The 17,645-nt window shown below is 55.4% G+C and carries 13 protein-coding genes and 2 tRNA genes; 8 read left to right on the top strand and 7 right to left on the bottom strand.

Going from position 1 to position 17,645, the window contains the following annotated elements; translation table 11 throughout:
* Nucleotides 1-545 precede the first annotated feature (545 nt).
* Nucleotides 546-1,334, top strand: a complete 789-nt coding sequence (phoH, locus tag LJN55_RS13690) for a phosphate starvation-inducible protein PhoH (RefSeq protein ID WP_133841729.1) — start codon at nt 546-548, stop codon at nt 1,332-1,334.
* A 73-nt stretch (nt 1,335-1,407) separates the two neighbouring features.
* Here the strand turns inward: phoH and LJN55_RS13685 are convergent, their stop codons facing one another.
* A complete protein-coding gene (locus LJN55_RS13685; protein ID WP_133841730.1) occupies nt 1,408-2,148 on the bottom strand; it encodes an NADPH-dependent oxidoreductase in 741 nt (246 codons plus the stop codon).
* 488 nt (nt 2,149-2,636) lie between these two features.
* Nucleotides 2,637-2,724, bottom strand: a tRNA-Ser gene (locus LJN55_RS13680).
* A 247-nt stretch (nt 2,725-2,971) separates the two neighbouring features.
* Here LJN55_RS13680 and phoA point away from each other — a divergent pair.
* Nucleotides 2,972-4,375 carry an alkaline phosphatase gene (gene phoA / locus LJN55_RS13675; RefSeq protein ID WP_227534635.1) on the top strand — a complete coding sequence of 468 codons (1,404 nt, stop codon included), beginning with the start codon at nt 2,972-2,974 and terminating at the stop codon, nt 4,373-4,375.
* A 48-nt stretch (nt 4,376-4,423) separates the two neighbouring features.
* Here phoA and LJN55_RS13670 read toward each other — a convergent pair whose 3' ends face one another.
* Nucleotides 4,424-5,416 carry a phospholipase D-like domain-containing protein gene (locus LJN55_RS13670; protein ID WP_159336464.1) on the bottom strand — a complete coding sequence of 331 codons (993 nt, stop codon included), beginning with the start codon at nt 5,414-5,416 and terminating at the stop codon, nt 4,424-4,426.
* 113 nt (nt 5,417-5,529) lie between these two features.
* On the opposite strand from LJN55_RS13670, the gene LJN55_RS13665 reads away from it, so the two are divergent.
* Complete coding sequence (locus LJN55_RS13665; protein ID WP_167863753.1) at nt 5,530-6,684, top strand: low temperature requirement protein A; 1,155 nt, start codon at nt 5,530-5,532, stop codon at nt 6,682-6,684.
* Between the two features lie 426 nt (nt 6,685-7,110).
* On the opposite strand, the gene LJN55_RS13660 is transcribed toward LJN55_RS13665, so the two are convergent.
* A tRNA-Ser gene (locus tag LJN55_RS13660) sits at nt 7,111-7,198 on the bottom strand.
* 282 nt (nt 7,199-7,480) lie between these two features.
* Between LJN55_RS13660 and ghrA the strand changes: the two genes are divergently transcribed.
* The 3 genes from ghrA to LJN55_RS13645 are packed head-to-tail and all read left to right on the top strand — an operon-like array spanning nt 7,481 to nt 9,762.
* The gene (ghrA, locus tag LJN55_RS13655) at nt 7,481-8,419 is read left to right on the top strand and encodes a glyoxylate/hydroxypyruvate reductase GhrA (protein ID WP_227534634.1); all 939 of its coding nucleotides are present in this window, start codon (nt 7,481-7,483) and stop codon (nt 8,417-8,419) included.
* A 17-nt stretch (nt 8,420-8,436) separates the two neighbouring features.
* On the top strand, nt 8,437-9,174 hold the full coding sequence (locus LJN55_RS13650) for a phosphatase (protein ID WP_227534633.1): 738 nt from the start codon (nt 8,437-8,439) through the stop codon (nt 9,172-9,174).
* A 36-nt stretch (nt 9,175-9,210) separates the two neighbouring features.
* Entirely contained in the window at nt 9,211-9,762 is a 552-nt protein-coding gene (locus tag LJN55_RS13645; protein ID WP_227534632.1) for a TorD/DmsD family molecular chaperone, read from the top strand.
* Between the two features lie 282 nt (nt 9,763-10,044).
* Here LJN55_RS13645 and LJN55_RS13640 read toward each other — a convergent pair whose 3' ends face one another.
* Together LJN55_RS13640 and LJN55_RS13635 are read right to left on the bottom strand one after the other, a co-directional pair.
* Complete coding sequence (locus tag LJN55_RS13640) at nt 10,045-11,463, bottom strand: CoA transferase (protein ID WP_227534631.1); 1,419 nt, start codon at nt 11,461-11,463, stop codon at nt 10,045-10,047.
* Between the two features lie 20 nt (nt 11,464-11,483).
* A complete protein-coding gene (locus LJN55_RS13635; RefSeq protein WP_133841738.1) occupies nt 11,484-12,395 on the bottom strand; it encodes a DMT family transporter in 912 nt (303 codons plus the stop codon).
* Between the two features lie 238 nt (nt 12,396-12,633).
* On the opposite strand from LJN55_RS13635, the gene LJN55_RS13630 reads away from it, so the two are divergent.
* Both LJN55_RS13630 and exaC read left to right on the top strand, forming a co-directional pair.
* A complete protein-coding gene (locus tag LJN55_RS13630; protein WP_227534630.1) occupies nt 12,634-13,356 on the top strand; it encodes a glutamine amidotransferase in 723 nt (240 codons plus the stop codon).
* Between the two features lie 239 nt (nt 13,357-13,595).
* Entirely contained in the window at nt 13,596-15,116 is a 1,521-nt protein-coding gene (gene exaC / locus LJN55_RS13625; protein ID WP_167863853.1) for an acetaldehyde dehydrogenase ExaC, read from the top strand.
* A 57-nt stretch (nt 15,117-15,173) separates the two neighbouring features.
* Here the strand turns inward: exaC and LJN55_RS13620 are convergent, their stop codons facing one another.
* Nucleotides 15,174-17,354 carry a putative bifunctional diguanylate cyclase/phosphodiesterase gene (locus LJN55_RS13620; RefSeq protein WP_227534629.1) on the bottom strand — a complete coding sequence of 727 codons (2,181 nt, stop codon included), beginning with the start codon at nt 17,352-17,354 and terminating at the stop codon, nt 15,174-15,176.
* Nucleotides 17,355-17,645: the final 291 nt, after the last annotated feature.

Here is a 17,645-nt window from a genome sequence, read left to right as displayed (position 1 = left end):
TAATTAGCGGATTAATCTTAATCCGCTAATTCTAAGCTCGTTATGCTGGGATGATTCTTAGCATCAATAAAATCAAACTGATTAAAAATCACACAACCCATCTTCGCCACCTCGCCATTGTTAATAAAAATATAATTATAACTTCATGATTTTAAATGCATTCATCTGAATGTCATAATAACGTTAAAAAAAGTGTTGCATTTCTTCGCTAATATGAAGAATATGAAATTGCTGTTGATTTTCGCATATAGTTTTCCACTCTGGAGATAGCGAATGCAGAAGTCCTTTACCGGGCCAGTCGTCAAAAAGTCTCATATCGCGAATATTTGCGAGGAAAACATTTCCACTTCAGCTTTCTCTTCTTTCACAACTCAACGGCTACTCAATTCCTTTAACCCTTACCGGTGCATGGCGGGCATGATTTCTGCTGTGCATTTGTTTCAACGGCCAGACAAGGCTTAAAAGGAAGCCACGACCTCTAAAGCGTTCACGTAATCGCATCGATATACCGATGCGGGAAATGAAACCAACTGTAAGGTGCCACTATGGGAAGACAGAAAGCAGTGATCAAAGCGCGTCGTGAAGCAAAACGTGTGCTTCGTAGCGATTCACGCAGTCATCGTCAGCGTGAAGAAGAATCGGTCACCTCGCTGGTGCAGATGGGTGGGCTGGATTCCATTGGTATGGCTCGCGATACCCGCGACCATTCACCGATTGAAGCCAGAAATGAAGCTCAGGCGCACTATCTCCACGCCATAGAAAACAAAAAGCTGATCTTTGCCACCGGTGAAGCCGGATGCGGTAAAACCTGGATCAGCGCTGCGAAAGCAGCCGAGGCCCTGATACATAAGGATGTCGACAGGATCATAGTGACTCGTCCGGTCCTTCAGGCAGATGAGGATTTGGGATTCCTGCCCGGAGATATCTCCGAGAAATTTGCCCCGTACTTCCGGCCAGTATATGACGTTCTGGTTAAACGTCTGGGATCGTCCTTTATGCAGTACTGCCTGCGCCCCGAAATAGGCAAAGTGGAAATTGCGCCTTTTGCCTATATGCGCGGTCGTACCTTCGAGAACGCGGTGGTTATTTTGGATGAGGCGCAGAATGTCACCGCAGCCCAAATGAAAATGTTCTTAACTCGCCTTGGAGAAAACGTCACGGTCATCGTTAACGGTGATATCACCCAGTGTGACTTGCCGGCTCATGTGAAGTCTGGCCTCAGCGACGCGATGGCGCGCTTCGAGGAAGACGAGATGATTGGCGTGGTACGTTTTGATAAAGAGGACTGTGTGCGTTCAGAGCTTTGCCAACGAGCACTGCTTGCTTACAGTTAATCAGAGATGAAAGCGGGGCGGTCTGCGATCGCCCTGTACGAATCAAAGCCCGGCAGTGCCGGGCTTTTTTTGTTTATTTATTGATGCCGAAACCCTGTTTCAGGATAGCCGGCTGAACGTTCGGGAAATAGATATTCTGATAATAGCTGGCGGTGTTGTTGCCCCAGTTATCACCATCGGTACGCCCGGTACTGTTCCAGTGTGCCACCAGAACTTCGTTGTAAGCTTTAATCACGTCTGGCAATGAGGTGCTGTCATAACGTTCTTCGTGACGGAAGCCTGCCAGCGACATGCGGGGCTTCTGCACGGCGGGTTCATCGACATAGCCCAGTACCACGCCCGCCACCGGGAAGGTCAGTTCAGGCAGATTCAGCAGCTCAATCATGGCTTCTGGTTCACGGCGGATCCCGCCAATCGGCACGACGCCCAGCCCGTGTGAACGGGCCGCCGTCATCACCGCACCCAGCGCGATACCAATATCAGTCGATCCAGAGATCAGGCTTTCCAGGCTTTCATGCGCAATCTGCGTTTTACCTTCTGCGGCAATACCCTGCTGGCTTTTGTACATATCCAGCACGAAGGTGATAAATACCGGTGCTTTTGCGATCCACGGTTGGCCACCGGCGATTTCGGCAATGCGGGCGCGGGTAGCGGCATCGCGTACAACAACCAGTGATACCTGCTGCGAGTTGACGGAGGTCGGTGCAAGCCACGCTGCTTCAACAATGTCATCAATAATGCTGTCGGCGACAGGTTTATCAAGGTAGCTACGATCGCTGCGATGGCTTTTCAGCAGTTGGGTAATATCATTCATGGGATACCTGGCTGTTATAAGAGGTGAGAATAAAGGGGGTCAAGATAATAAATGTGGAGGATATTCGAGTAGTCCGTTTGTGCGGCAGATCACATTTATTGTTTTGACGGGGTCATCCCTGATACCTCGTCCCGGGTCGGGCATGCCCGACCCCTACGTACAGGCATTATTCTTGAATAGGGCGAGACTCGTACCTTCCCTGATGTAGGGGCGAGGCATGCCTCGTCCAGGTCGGGCATGCCCGACCCCTACGTACAGGCAAAAAAAATGCCTGAACTTTCGTTCAGGCATTCTCTTAGAATATGGTGGTGAGAGAGGGGGATCACTCGCGCCATCCCTGGCGCTCGCCCTACGGGCAGCCTGCGGCTGTGCAAAACGGCTATCCTGCCGTTTTGTCGAACCCTGGCGAGGGTTCATCACTCCCTCTCTCCACGAAATGACAGGCAAAAAAAATGCCTGAACTTTCGCTCAGGCATTTTCTTAGAATATGGTGGTGAGAGAGGGGTTCGAACCCTCGATACGTTGCCGTATACACACTTTCCAGGCGTGCTCCTTCAGCCACTCGGACACCTCACCATATTTTACTGCCGTCACCCACAGGGGGTAACGGGGCGGTACTATAGGCAGTCGCCGTTAATGGGTCAAGTAGTATTTTTCCCTATGGTTCTATTCGCTTAACTCATGAGCAGTCGCAAAATTCCATCATCAGCATACCCGGCGATGAAATCTCCCTGTCACGTGGCTGACACGAAAATGAAATAGTTGTATCGCAGACTGTGGCGCAGAAACATTAAGTTAAATTTATTCATGGAGATCGCCAACAATGAAACACAAAGCCTTTGCTCTTTCCCTGCTGACCTCGCTGATTTGCTCCTCTGCCGTGGCGGATATTGCCACCTGGAATCGTGCCGCACAGGGGGATATCACCCAGCCCGGTGGTGCACGCCGCCTGACCGGTGATCAGACCGAGGCAATTAAAGCCTCGTTAAGTAATACCACGGCGAAAAATGTCATTTTGCTGATCGGCGATGGCATGGGTGACTCTGAAATCACGGCAGCGCGTAACTATGCAGAAGGTGCGGGCGGTTTCTTTAAAGGTATTGATGCACTGCCGCTGACCGGTCAGTACACCCATTACTCGCTGGATAAAAAAAGCCATAAACCCGACTACGTCACCGATTCTGCGGCTTCTGCCACCGCCTGGGCCACCGGGGTAAAATCCTATAATGGCGCCATCGGCGTGGATGTGAACGGTAAAGATTATCCTTCACTGCTGGAACTGGCTAAAGCCGCCGGTAAAGCCACGGGTAACGTATCTACCGCCGAACTGGAAGATGCCACCCCGGCCGCGCAGATTGCCCATGTTACCTCACGTAAATGCTATGGCCCGGTGAAAACCAGCGAACTCTGTGCCACCAACGCGCTGGAAAAGGGCGGTAAAGGTTCCATCGCTGAGCAATTGCTGAATGCCCGCGCGGACGTCACTTTCGGCGGCGGTGGGAAAACCTTCAGTGAGACGGCGAAAGCGGGCGAATGGCAGGGCAAAACTCTGCAAGAGCAGGCGAAGCTGCGCGGCTATCAGCTGGTGAGCGATCTCGCGGGGATGAACGGCCTGAGCGAAGCGGGCGACGATAAGCCGGTACTGGGGCTGTTTGCTGACGGCAATATGCCGGTGCGCTGGAAAGGGCCGAAAGCCACTTATCACGGCAATCTCGACGGGAAACCGATCACCTGCGAAGTGAATGCGGAACGTCCGGCATCAACGCCAACCCTGGCCCAGATGACCGATAAAGCCATCTCACTGCTAAGCAGCAAGCCGCAGGGCTTCTTCCTTCAGGTGGAAGGGGCATCTATTGATAAGCAGGATCATGCCGCTAATCCGTGCGGCCAGATTGGTGAAACGGTCGATCTGGATGAAGCGGTACAAAAGGCGCTGGAATTTGCGCGTAAGGACGGCAACACACTGGTGATTGTCACCGCTGACCATGCGCACTCCAGCCAGATCATTGCCAATGACAGCAAGGCACCGGGCCTGACGCAGACGCTGATCACTAAAGATGGCAGCCCGATGACCATCAGCTACGGCAATTCGGAAGAAGATTCTCAGGGCCACACCGGCACGCAACTGCGCATTGCGGCATATGGTCCTCATGCGGCGAATGTGGTCGGTCTGACCGATCAAACCGATCTGTTCTATACCATCAAGGCTGCTCTGGCGATCAAGTAACGATAAGGTGGGGCGACGAACTGTGCGTCGTCCCCATCCTGATGCTGGTTAACGTGACTGCTGGCAGATGTGGAGTACCTCTGAAAAAGGGATGCACACAGAGCGACTCTTCTCTGAACCTGTAGCGTGTTGCAGGATTTTCTTTATAAAAGGCCGGATTTGCTTCACGAACAATCTGGCCTCTTTATCATCAAACAGATAACCCATGACCTTGTCTTCCTGAACGCACAACGCCAGATGGCCCGCACTGCCATCGGAATAGGTGAAATTGATATCCTGCAGGGTACGCGTAAAAATGCCCGCGCACTCCATCTTCCTCCCTTCCTCGTAATACAGGTCTATCAGCAAGGCGTTCGTTGGCAAATCTGGCCAGCCTTCATACAGGGGCGGTAACACAGTGATATCCGTTTGTGGCTGACAGGTCCGTTTTTTCTGCTCTTCCTGGAAGGCCTTTTCACCGTCCTGCGACATCGCCTCATTATAAATCACCAGGTAGATTTCCCTGTCTTCAGCATCGGTGGGGCGCAGGCGTTCAAATGCGTGAATCGGTGCCGATGCGGTTCGGCTGGCTCGCCGCTGTGACCATCGCAGCTGGGCCAGTTGCAGGTCTTTATCGCTAATGTCGCGTGATGCTTCCCACTGCGCGGCAAACCATTGATGGATAGCTGCGATCTGCCCGGGGTCCTCGGTTAACAGTCCGGCTTCATCCCACCAGGACTGCTCGCTGCCTTCAAGATTTAATCCGTTAGCGGAAAAATTGGCCGAACCGACCAGCGCCTGTTTCGCCCCGGCGATGACTTTGGCATGCAGTTTGTCCGACTGGCGTATTGTCACGCCCGGCTTATCACGCAGCGCTTTGATCACCTGGGGATTGGTGGCGCCGCTGTCTACATTACAAATCAGCCTGGCGCGCTGACCGACGCGTGGGCAGATCATCGTGTCTGCCCCTTTTCCCCAAAATGCCACTGCCGCAAGCAGTTCTTCTTCGTCTGCTGCCAGCGATGTAACCGCCTGTTGATAATCTGAAGATGTTAAAAACATCGTATTCCCTCTTTATCATGCCAATAAGGCGCTGCCCGACATCAATAAAACATGTTCCTGTTTCGGGCGTCTCGCTATTATCAATGTAATGCCCCCTTTTCAGGAACATTTCCATGGCGCTAACTCTGCTTCGCGTACGTGATGGCCACGGCGCAACGGTGTCATTTTCTGAACTTCTTTTCGACCTGATTTACGTTTTCGCGGTCACTCAACTTTCCCATTATCTTCTGCATCATTTGACGCTCACTGGCGCACTGGAAACCCTGCTGCTGTGGTTTGCCGTCTGGCTCGCCTGGCAGTATACCGCGTGGGTCACCAACTGGTTCGATCCTGAAACCCGACAAATTCGCCTGCTGCTGTTTGGTGTGATGCTGTTGGGCCTGTTTGCCTCTTCAGCACTGCCGCAGGCATTCGGTGAACGCGGCTGGATATTTGCACTGTTTTACGTTGCGATGCAGGTTGGGCGCAGCGCTGTCACATTATGGTTACTGCCCGCGGGGCATTTGCTGCGGCGTAATTTCCAGCGCATCCTCGGCTGGATGTGTATTTCTGGGGTGTTCTGGCTGTGGGGTGGCATCGCCGAAGGGCCGGAGCGCCTGATCCTGTGGGGGATAGCGGTGGCCTGCACCTACTTCTCACCGATGTTCGGTTTCCCGCTGCCGGGCCTGGGCCGTTCAGACAGCAGCAGTGAATGGACCATAGAAGGGCACCATCTGGCGGAGCGTTGCCAGCTGTTTGTTATTGTCGCACTGGGTGAAACCATTCTGATTACCGGTGCAACGCTGAGTGAAACCGACGTGTGGGATGCGCCGATTATTATTGCCTCGCTGGTGGCTTTTATCGGCAGCCTGGCAATGTGGTGGGTCTATTTCGATACCAGCAGCAAGGCAGGCAGTCATGCTATACAACATGCGGATAATCCGGGACAGATGGGTGCCTGCTTCCATTATGTTCATGTGGTGCTGGTCGGCGCGATTATTGTCTGCGCCGTAGCCAATGAGCTGGTGATCGCCCATCCTGATGGACATATCGACATGGCCGCCGCCGCCGTTTTGCTGCTCGGCCCGGCGGTCTATCTGCTGGCCAATGCGATTTATAAACTGATGGTCTACGGCCGGTTTCCGCTGTCGCATATTGTCGGGCTGGTGGCGCTGGCCGGATTAATTCCTGTGGTGTTTATCACCGACAGGTTGATGGTGAATGGTCTCACCACGGTGATTATGATCGTGGTCGCCGGATGGGAGAGCGTTTCACGACGGTCGGGTTAGTGGCATGGGCGTGGTCTGCAAATCATGTCGCTCGTTTGCATGGAAGAGCACATTTATTGTTTTGACGGGATCATTCCTGATGCCTTGTTGCGGGTCGGGCATGCCCGACCCCTACGTACAGGCATTATTCTTGAATAGGGTGAGACTCGTATCCTCCCTGATGTAGGGGCGAGGCATGCCTCGCCCGGGTCGGACAGGCAAAAAAATGCCTGAACTTTCGCTCAGGCATTCTCTTAGAATATGGTGGTGAGAGAGGGGGATCACTCGCGCCATCCCTGGCGCTCGCCCTGCGGGCAGCCTGCGGCTGTGCAAAACGGCTATCCTGCCGTTTTGTCGAACCCTGGCGAGGGTTCTTCACTCCCTCTCTCCACGGAATGACAGGCAAAAAAAATGCCTGAACTTTCGCTCAGGCATTCTCTTAGAATATGGTGGTGAGAGAGGGGTTCGAACCCTCGATACGTTGCCGTATACACACTTTCCAGGCGTGCTCCTTCAGCCACTCGGACACCTCACCATATTGTTGTCACAACCGGGTTGCTGACGGGCGCTAATGTAGGGAAAACTGCGGTTGCGGTCAACACTGATTCCCGAAATATGCGTGCGTTTAGTCAGTTTTAAATCACTTTGCTGCTTAAAACGGCAGTGGGAAGACTTCATCCGCTGTTAAGCGGGTTACGCGCGGATCATGGCCTGATAATTTCACACTGTGCAGGCCACCGGACGGACGCCCGGCTAAAGTTTCACTTGCCAGCCGTCGCATTTTCCACGAGCTTAAGCAAAAAACAGGAGAAAAAACGTGGATATCATTTTTTATCACCCCTTTTTCAAGGCAGAGACCTGGATCAACGGTTTGCAGCAACGTCTGCCTCATGCCCGCATTCGTCAATGGCAGGTGGGAGACAACGGCCCGGCCGACTATGCGCTGGTGCGCCAGCCACCCGTTGAAATGCTTCAGGGGCGCGAGCTGAAGGGGGCGTTTGCGCTGGGCGCGGGCGTTGACGATATCCTGGGGCAGCTGCGTGAGCACCCTGAGATGCTGGCCCCGGGCGTGCCGCTGTTCCGCCTGGAAGATACCGGAATGGGGCGTCAGATGCAGGAGTACGCGGTGTATCACGTGCTCGGCTGGTTCCGCCGCTTTCCTGAATATCAGAAACAGAAAACCGAAACGCTCTGGCATCACCTGCATAACCGTAAGCGCGATGAGTTCTCTGTCGGCATCCTCGGTGCTGGCGTATTGGGCCGCAGCGTCGCGAAAAGCCTGCTGGCATGGGATTTTCCGGTCAGTTGCTGGAGCCGCTCACCGAAACAGATCGACGGGGTTAGCAGTTTCCATGGCGAGCAGCAGTTAGGCGACTTCCTCTCTTCTACGCAGGTACTGATCAATCTGCTGCCCAATACGCCACAGACCGAAGGGATCCTCAATCGCCAGTTGCTCAGCCAGCTCAAACCCGGCGCGTTTTTGCTGAACCTTGCACGCGGTGCGCATCTGGTGGAAGCCGATCTGCTCGCCGCAATGGAAGCGGGCGAGGTGAGCGCTGCCGCACTGGACGTGTTTAATCACGAACCGCTGCCGGCCGAACATGCTTTCTGGTCGCATCCTGATATTGCGATTACGCCCCATAATGCGGCTGTAACCTTACCAGACGAAGCTATGGACTACATTGCACAGGCTATACTGCGACGTGAGAATGGCGAGATGCCAGAAGGGCGCGTTGATATCAGCCGCGGCTATTAATATAAAGGAGAAAACCGATGTATCCAGTTGACCTGCATATGCACACTGTGGCCAGCACTCATGCCTACAGTACGCTGCGTGACTACGTGTTACAGGCACAAACCTGTGGCGTCAAACTGCTGGCGATCACCGACCACGGTCCGGATATGGCCGATGCGCCGCACTACTGGCACTTCGTAAATATGAAGGTCTGGCCACGGGTGATTGATGGCGTGGGCATACTGCGCGGGATAGAAGCGAACATCAAAAATAATCAGGGTGAGATTGATTGCAGCGGGCCGATGCTCGACTCGATTGATATTATCGTAGCCGGTTTTCACGAACCGGTGCTGGCCCCGCAGGATAAAGCGAGCAATACCGACGCGATGATCGCCACGATGGCGAACGGACTGGTGCATATCATCAGTCATCCGGGCAACCCGAAATATCCCATCGATATTCGGGCCGTTGCCGAAGCGGCAGCGAAGTATGATGTTGCACTGGAGCTGAATAACTCCTCGTTTACCACCTCCCGCGTGGGCAGTGAACCTAACTGTCGTGCCGTAGCCGCCGCTGTGCGTGATGCCGGTGGCCGTCTGGCGCTGGGGTCGGATTCGCATACCGCGTTTACCCTTGGTCACTTCGACCACTGCCTGCGCATTATGCGCGAGGTGGATTTTCCAGAGGATCGCGTGTTAAATGTCACGCCACGCCGCCTGCTGGACTTTTTACAACAGCGCACCGGCAGGGAAATTGCTGAATTCGCTGATTTGTGACGGTGTCACATATTACCTTTAACGGAACTGAAACACATGAATGAGTTTTCCATCATCTGCCGCATCCTGGGCTCGCTGTATAATCGTCAGCCTCAGGACCCGCTGCTGGTCCCTCTGTTTACCCTGCTGCGCGAAGGCAAACTGCAACAGCACTGGCCGCTGGAGCAGGACGAACTGTTAACCCGCTTACAGCAGAACTGCGATCCCGCGCTGCTGGCATCTGACTATAATGCGCTGTTTGTAGGCCCGGAATGCAAGGTGTCACCGTACGGTTCTCAGTGGGAAAATGGCCCGCAGGAAGCCGAAGTGCGGGCGTTTCTCAGCCAGCGTGGGATGCCGCTAACTGATGCGCCTGTCGATCATATTGGTGCCTTGCTGCTGGCATCGTCCTGGCTGGAAGATCAGTCTGAGGTCGATGAGTACCAGGCGCAGATCCAGCTGTTTGATGAGTTCCTGATGCCGTGGGTCGGTGCTTTCCTCGGAAAAGTGGAGGCACATGCGGGCAGCGCATTTTACCGCACGCTGGCGGCCATCAGCCGCGAAGCGTTGCAGGCGATGCGTGATGAACTGGAAGACGAGCAGGCGTAAGCGTCGGGCATCGTGATCCCGGTCGAGGCGTGCCTCGACCCTACGGAGAGGGTGATAACCATGCAGGGGTCAGGCATTCATGCCCCGACCCTACGGCGAGGGTAATAACCATGCAGGGGTCAGGCATTCATGCCCCGACCCTACGGCGAGGGTAATAACCATGCAGGGGTCAGGCATTCATGCCCCGACCCTACGGTGAGGGTGATAACCATGTAGGGGTCAGGCATGCCCCGACCCTACGGCGAGGGTAATAATCATGTAGGGGTCAGGCATGCCCCGACCCTACGGCGAGGGTGATAATCCTGTAGGGGTCAGGCATGCCTGACCCGTGCGCGTCCACTCCGCCGCTGCCGAACCGAACGGTGAAGGGGCTTTTGACCAGTTCAGCGGCATCCCCGGCAGCCAGAAGGGTGAACGCAGACGGTAAGCTACCCCCCATTGAGAAATAACGGCTTCGGCATCGTCGTCCTGAACCTGTCGCGGTCCAAGCCCTGCGGGCTGCGCATCCTGTGGATAGGGCGCATCCGTCAGCAGGCAGGCGGTGCGCGCCAGTGACAGACGGGCAGTAAACCCGGTGTTATGCAGCAGGCGCTGGCGTAATCCTTCCAGTACGGCGGCTGCCATCATATAGCCGGTGGCGTGGTCCAGTGCCTGCACGGGTAACGGCACCGGCGCATCGCTGCCCTGCCACAGGCGGCCGCGCTCGGCGATGCCGCAGGCCATCTGTACCAGACTGTCAAATCCACGGCGATTGCGCCACGGCCCGGTCCAGCCCCAGGCATTCAGGCTGACATCGACCAGCCCCGGCCTGATACGTTGCAGCGTTTCCGTGTCATAGCCCAGATTGCTGAGCGCATCGGCGCGGTAACCGTGCACCAGTACATCGCTCTGGCTGAGCAATTTTTCAAACTGCTGTCGCTCTTCGCTGGATTTCAGGTCAAGCCGTGCGCAGCGTTTTCCCAGGCTGATCTCTTCTTCCAGCGACGGCTCCTGCCAGCCGGGTGGGTCAATGCGCAGGACCTCTGCGCCCAGCCCGGCGAGAAAGCGAGTGGCCACCGGCCCGGCAATGATGCGCGTCAGGTCGAGTACGCGTACGCCGAGCAGCGGACGGGCGGGAAGCAGACGCCAGGTTGGTGCCGGGCCACAGGCCTGAAGGGTTTGTTCGATAAGCGCTTCCCGGCTGACGCTCTGGCCCTGAGCATGCTGCTGCCATTCGCTGAAACTGCGCAGGGCAGCGGCGCAGCCTCCGGCATCCACCACGGCCTGCTCAAGATCGCTGCCTGTCCATTGCGCGACGGCTGCCGCCAGCGTCTGACGTTCGGCGTGTTTCCCCAGCACCTTTTCCATCGCGGCCCGGTGATGCGGGGCGTTGGTGTGCAGGCGGATCCAGCCGTTCTCTGTGGCGTAATCCCCGGCGAAGGGATCCCACAGTGGCGGCATCTGACGATTGACCGGGCGAAGGGCATGCTGGAACCAGCGTGAAGCCAGCATCCCGTCCACCTCCAGCGAAGACGGGTTTCCCGTCAGGCTTGCTGCGGCCTGAGCGGCCAGCCCGATACTGGTGGCGGCGAGCTCGCTGACCGGATAAGCCGATACCAGTGCCCGATCGCCGCGGATCGTGAGTGAGGGCAGCGGTGAACTGTTGTTACGCAGTCCGTGCCACAGCTGTTGCCATAGCGCATCGCTCAGGCGGTTATCCATCTGACTCTCCTTACAGGGTTTCAGGGCCGGGTACGGTTTTTCCTGTGGCGGTCATAACGAAAGCGCGGCAAGCGTGCATGCATTTTCAGGTTACGCAGGTTAATCACCGCAATCGCCGTGCCGACAATCACCAGCACGCCACCCATCGCCTTAAAACTGTTCATGCTGTCGCCCAGTACCACCACGCCCATAATCACCGCCAGCACCGGCGTCAGCAGTGAGTACGGCATAATCAGGTTGACGTTGTAATGCTTCAGCAGGCTGTACCACAGCGAGTAGGCCACAATGGAGGAGCCAATCGCACTGAAAAGAATGCCAAACCAACCCCGCCATGAAGAGTGTAGCAGCAGATTGAGTTGGTCAGATTCGACCACCCAGGAGGCACATCCCACCAGCGGGATGGCAAAAAAGGAGAGCCAGCCGGTCAGCGTCAGCGGGCTGATGGCCGGGGATTTTTTCACGATCATATTGCTGATGGCCCAGCCGAAGGCGCTAAGTAACAGCAGCAGCAGCACCCACCCGTTGGGGATGGTCGGGCTGCCGGCCAGCACCACAACGCCGCTGAGTGACAGAGCAATGCCCAGCAGCTGCACCAGCCGCAGTTTTTCTTTCAGCAACACCATCGCCAGCAACATGGCGATCGGCGTACCCAATTGCACGATCACCGCCGCCGTTCCGGCATCGGTATAGCTCAGGCTGACAAACAGCAGGGCGAAATGCATAAAGCCGAACGTAAAGCCGAGCGGCACAAGATAGAGGAGCTGCTGGCGGGTCACGCGGGTAAAAGGTACCAGGATTAATGCCACCACCACAAAGCGCATGGTAATCATCAACAGAGGCGGCAGGTCGAGCAGCCCCCATTTAATGGCGATGTTATTAAATGCCCAAATGGACACCACCAGCAAAATCAGCAAAAAATGACGCAGAGCCACTGCACAGTCCTTAGCAAACGAAGTAGTCCCGATAATCATGGCATGAAATGCACCAAATGAGGCGCTGAACTCCGTAGTTTTTTTAGCAGCCTGTGGCGCAAACCAGGCGAAAATCGAAGGGCTTAACCCGATGCTTTGTTTAAAGAATGCCAGAAAATGTTATGAGACAGGTTCGTGACAAGCTGCCATGATAATCACCGGGGTGAGCGACTCCGCCAGGATTCGAGGATTGAGCAAGATGACAGTGAGACTTCCGTTAGCCATTATCCAGCTTGAAACACCGCCGCAAGCGGTCAGCACCCTTGTCGGGGAGCAGAAGCAATGGTTCATTGACGCGCTGGATCTGTCCGTGGAGGACTATATCGTGGTGCGCCCTGATCTTGGGGAACCGTTACCGGCGCTGGAGACGATTTCTGCGGCCATTCTCAGTGGCTCCTGGGCGATGGTCACCGATCATGCTGAGTGGAGTGAGCGTACCGCCGCCTGGGTTCGTCATGCAGTGGCAGAACAGTTACCGCTGCTGGGTGTCTGTTACGGACATCAGCTGATGTCTTATGCGCTGGGCGGTGAAGTCGGCGATAACCCTAATGGTTGGGAACGCGGCCTGACGGCACTGGAAGCGCGCGCCGAGAGCCATCACGATCCGCTTCTGGCATCGTTGCCAACGCAGTTCTCGGCCTGGCTGTCGCACCGTCAGTCGGTGCTGACGCCGCCGCCGGGTGCCCAGGTGCTGGCGGCATCCGCGCAGGACGGTTGCCAGATTATTCGTTACTCGGCGCAGGCATTATCGGTGCAGTTTCACCCGGAATTCACCGCCGAGATCATGACGGCCTGCCTGAAAAACAGCCTGAAAGATGCCGAGATCGACCACCTGGTGCCTGCGCGAGCGGAGCCGGAGTGGCCGCGTCAGTTACTGCGCGATTTTTGGCAGCAGGGTCTGCCGGTGGCAAAACGCGCCTGACCCGCTAAAGCCGCCGGGATAGCCTCTACCCGGCGGAAGTTCGTGCGCTTTCGGCCATGATGAACACCCTGTGCGCTACCTCACACCGCCTTGCTAAAATCCTGATTTCCTTTCGATGCCGTCACAGTTTATTGCCGGGCAATCTGACAAGCTCACTTTTGTCGATAATGTTAATAATGAGTTATTTTATTGTTAACGGCGAGGTCGCTACGGCGATATCTTTCTACAGGAGAGCGATGATGCGCTATGCATATCCGGGCAGTAAAGAGTCACTGATTACCCTGAAGCCGCAGTATGGCAATTACATCAACGGGGAATTCTCCGCGCCCGTGAACGGTGCTTACTTCACGAATACCTCCCCGGTCAATGGATCGGTGATTGGCGAATTTCCCCGGTCTGACAAAGACGACGTTGAAAAAGCTCTGGATGCGGCGCACGCCGCTGCCGATGCCTGGGGAAAAACATCGGTGCAGTCGCGCTCTCTGACGTTGTTGAAAATTGCCGATCGTCTGGAACAGCATCTGGAAACCCTGGCGGTTAATGAAACCTGGGATAACGGCAAACCAGTCCGTGAGACGCTGGCCGCTGACCTGCCGCTGGCGGTGGATCATTTCCGCTATTTCGCCGGATGCCTGCGCGCTCAGGAGGGCACAGCGGCAGAGATTGATGAATTTACTGCGGCCTACCATTTCCATGAACCGCTGGGCGTGGTGGCGCAAATCATCCCGTGGAATTTCCCCTTGCTGATGGCGGCGTGGAAACTGGCACCCGCGCTGGCGGCGGGCAACTGCGTGGTGCTGAAACCGGCTGAGCAGACGCCATTGTCGATCACCTTGTTTGTTGAACTGATAGGCGACCTGCTGCCCAAAGGCGTGCTGAATGTGATCCACGGATTTGGCCGCGAAGCGGGTGAAGCGCTGGCGTCCAACCCGCGTATCGCCAAAGTCGCTTTTACCGGCTCAACCGCCACAGGCGGACATATTCTTGAACTGGCGGCGAAAAACCTGATCCCGTCCACCGTGGAGTTGGGCGGTAAATCGCCGAACATCTTCTTTGAAGACATTATGCAGGCCGAACCGTCCTTTATTGAGAAAGCCGCAGAAGGGGTGGTGCTGGGCTTCCTCAACCAGGGCGAGGTCTGTACCTGTCCGTCACGTGCTCTGGTACAGGAGTCGATTTACGAACCCTTTATGGCCGCGGTGATGAAACGGGTGAAAACCATCAAACGCGGTGACCCGATGGATACCGATACCATGGTTGGTGCGCAGGCTTCACAGCAGCAGTTCGATAAAATCCTCTCTTACCTGGAGATTGCTCAGAAAGAGGGCGCTGAAATTTTGGCGGGCGGCGGGGTGGAAAAACTGGAGGGCGATCTTGCCACCGGTTACTACATTCAGCCAACCTTACTCAAGGGGGACAACAGCATGCGTGTCTTCCAGGAGGAGATCTTCGGACCGGTGGTCGGGATTACCACCTTTAAAGATGAGGCTGAGGCGATTGCGATTGCCAATGATTCTATTTACGGCCTTGGCGCGGGGGTCTGGACGCGTGATATCAACCGTGCTTACCGCGTAGGGCGGGCGATTAAGGCCGGGCGCGTGTGGACCAACTGTTACCACCTCTATCCGGCACATGCTGCGTTTGGTGGGTATAAGAAATCGGGTATTGGCCGCGAGACGCATAAAATGATGCTCGATCACTACCAGCAGACCAAAAACCTGCTGATCAGTTACAGCATTCAACCGCTGGGTTTCTTCTGAGTGTCCTGGCCGGGGCCCCCCCGGCCATCTCCGTTTGCTTCCTTCCTTCATCAACCACTAGCTGGCGTGACGCTGATTAATTAACTGTGGGATCTGCTCTTTAGGCACTGCTTCAGAGAACAGAAAACCCTGCAGCTGGTTACAGCCCGCGCGGGCCAGCGCATTCATCTGCCCGGATGTTTCCACGCCTTCAGCGGTTACGATCAATCCCATTGCATGGCCCAACTTCACCACGGATTCGATGATGGCGCTGGAATTACTGGTCACGCCGAGCGACTGGGTGAACGAGCGGTCAATTTTGATTTTATCCACGGCAAAATGACTGAGGTAGTTGAGGCTGGAATAACCCGTGCCGAAGTCATCAAGGGCAATGCGGAACCCGGCTTCGCGCAGCTCATCGATAATCGCCTTCGCCATTTTTTCATCGTCAATCAGCACGCCTTCGGTGATCTCCAGCTCGATGTTTGACGGGGAAATCTGCTCTTTCCTGACGATAGCCTTGATGCGGTCGACAAAGCCCAGCGATCGAAACTGCAACGGGGACACATTGACAGCAAGGGTTAAATCCGGCCACAGGCGGGCAACGCGGCAGGCTTCACGCAGCACCCACTCTCCGAGCTGGGTGATCAGCCCAATATCTTCCGCTATCGGGATAAACTCCGTCGGCGAGATCATGCCGTGAACCGGATGTTGCCAGCGCATCAGCGCTTCCAGTCCCACGACTTTTTGCCCGCTGATATCCATCAAAGGCTGGTAATAGACGTTAAGATCCTGCCTGGTCTTCAACGCATGCCGCAGGTCAGCGCCGATCTGTTGGCGAGTTTTGAGGGACTCATCCATCGACCTTTCAAACAGGCGGTACTGTCCGCGTCCCTGATTTTTCGCTTCATACAGCGCGATATCCGCTTTGCGCATTATCTCCATCCGTTCCGTAGCATCGTCAGGCGCCAGTACCACGCCAATGCTGATACCCACCCAGGTTTCATTTCCCAGTAGAGTAATGGGATGTCTCATCACGTCGAGAATTCGCTGGCATAGCGCAGTGGCCTCCTGCGTTGAGATGATGTCTTTTTGAATAATGACAAATTCATCACCCCCCAGGCGACCCACGGTGTCGATATGACGCACCAGTCCGTTCAGACGATGGGCGACCTCAATAATCAGTTCATCACCGGCCTGATGCCCATAGGTGTCATTGATGATTTTAAAACGATCGAGATCGAGCAGCAGCACCGCCACCTTATCCTTCTGCCGGGAGACGCGCACCAGAGCCTGGGTCATGCGTTCTTCCACCAGTGCCCGATTAGGCAGACCGGTCAGCACATCATGAAATGCCAGATGCTGTGCCTGCGCTTCGCTGGCACCCAGCTGGAGGAGGGAATCTGAGAGGCGCATCGATGACACCCACAGCCGACGTATCATCAGAATACAAATCAGGGTGATCACCAGCGACACCAGCAGCACCAGCGGTGTAATCACCTTCAGCATACGTGATCCGGGGCGGTCAGCCTGCCATTGCAGGTTGCCAATCGGGACCCCGTCGAGAGAGGTCAGCGCATAATGGCCGCTCTCGGTGACGGGCGTAAGACCGTCGGTAAAATGCAGGCCGTGCAACAGGCTCCGCTGGGCCAGTGTCTCCAGCCAGGCGCTGTCGAGACGGCGAATACTCAGCATGGAATATTGACCGCTGTCGGCGGCATCTCCGCTGATCTGCCCGATAGCGACAATCGCCGGGGCATTATCGATCAGCGCGAAGCCCACCCGATCACGGCGTCCGCTGTTTGGGCTGTTCGCATGCAGCAGACTTTGCTGAAACGGACGCACGGGCCAGGCAATATGGCCGAACTGCTCCACCGGCGCATTACGTCCATTCTCCCACAGATAAACCGGATTGCCCGAAGCATCCAGCAGGGAGATGACTTGATGATCAAACATGGTGGAGAGCCAGGCACCGACATTCTCATTGAGCCATTGCAGGTTGTGCGTACCCTGCGCCAGGCGATCGGCCAACGGCTGCCACTGCGTCAGACTGCGTTGTTGTTTGAGCATATCGCTCAGGCTTTGCGACATCGTGGTCTGAATAATTTGCTGCTGCTGAATGGCTGCGTCGTTATTGGTGCGTGTGCTCGCCCAGTTCAAGGTAAAAATGCCAGCACTAAAGGTGATAAGTAAAACGACAATCAAAGGGATCAGCACATCTTTAATGAAATGCTGACGAAAATTGTCAGAGATCTTCATGATTTTAACCATCCAGGTTGCTCTTGGGTGTGGCCGAAAGCGCTTAATTGAGGCTAGCATAAATGACAACGTGCGCGGCTTCAGTGCCTCGGGGATTTGACGCGAGATTGATTTTTCAAACGATTATTTGTTCAGTTTGTGTTAAGTAATAAAACAAATTTATCAGTTTTGCGTTAATGCGGGCGTTGGCGCGAGGCTGATGCCTCACTGACAGGGCATTTGAAGGATGAGAGGTGTGGCGAAAAGCTTATCCGGAAGCGTCTCTTTACCGATAATAATGTCAGTATGAGC

Source organism: Erwinia rhapontici, assembly GCF_020683125.1.
Lineage (GTDB): Bacteria > Pseudomonadota > Gammaproteobacteria > Enterobacterales > Enterobacteriaceae > Erwinia > Erwinia rhapontici.
The sequence above is the reverse complement of the archived record's forward strand: the minus strand, read 5'-3'. Positions and strand labels throughout refer to the sequence as shown.

Coding starts and splice junctions, on each gene's coding strand:
- phoH (WP_133841729.1), top strand. CDS start 546: ATGGGAAGACAGAAAGCAGTGATCAAAGCGCGTCGTGAAGCAAAACGT.
- LJN55_RS13685 (WP_133841730.1), bottom strand. CDS start 2,148: ATGAATGATATTACCCAACTGCTGAAAAGCCATCGCAGCGATCGTAGC.
- phoA (WP_227534635.1), top strand. CDS start 2,972: ATGAAACACAAAGCCTTTGCTCTTTCCCTGCTGACCTCGCTGATTTGC.
- LJN55_RS13670 (WP_159336464.1), bottom strand. CDS start 5,416: ATGTTTTTAACATCTTCAGATTATCAACAGGCGGTTACATCGCTGGCA.
- LJN55_RS13665 (WP_167863753.1), top strand. CDS start 5,530: ATGGCGCTAACTCTGCTTCGCGTACGTGATGGCCACGGCGCAACGGTG.
- LJN55_RS13650 (WP_227534633.1), top strand. CDS start 8,437: ATGTATCCAGTTGACCTGCATATGCACACTGTGGCCAGCACTCATGCC.
- LJN55_RS13645 (WP_227534632.1), top strand. CDS start 9,211: ATGAATGAGTTTTCCATCATCTGCCGCATCCTGGGCTCGCTGTATAAT.
- LJN55_RS13640 (WP_227534631.1), bottom strand. CDS start 11,463: ATGGATAACCGCCTGAGCGATGCGCTATGGCAACAGCTGTGGCACGGA.
- LJN55_RS13630 (WP_227534630.1), top strand. CDS start 12,634: ATGACAGTGAGACTTCCGTTAGCCATTATCCAGCTTGAAACACCGCCG.
- exaC (WP_167863853.1), top strand. CDS start 13,596: ATGCGCTATGCATATCCGGGCAGTAAAGAGTCACTGATTACCCTGAAG.
- LJN55_RS13620 (WP_227534629.1), bottom strand. CDS start 17,354: ATGAAGATCTCTGACAATTTTCGTCAGCATTTCATTAAAGATGTGCTG.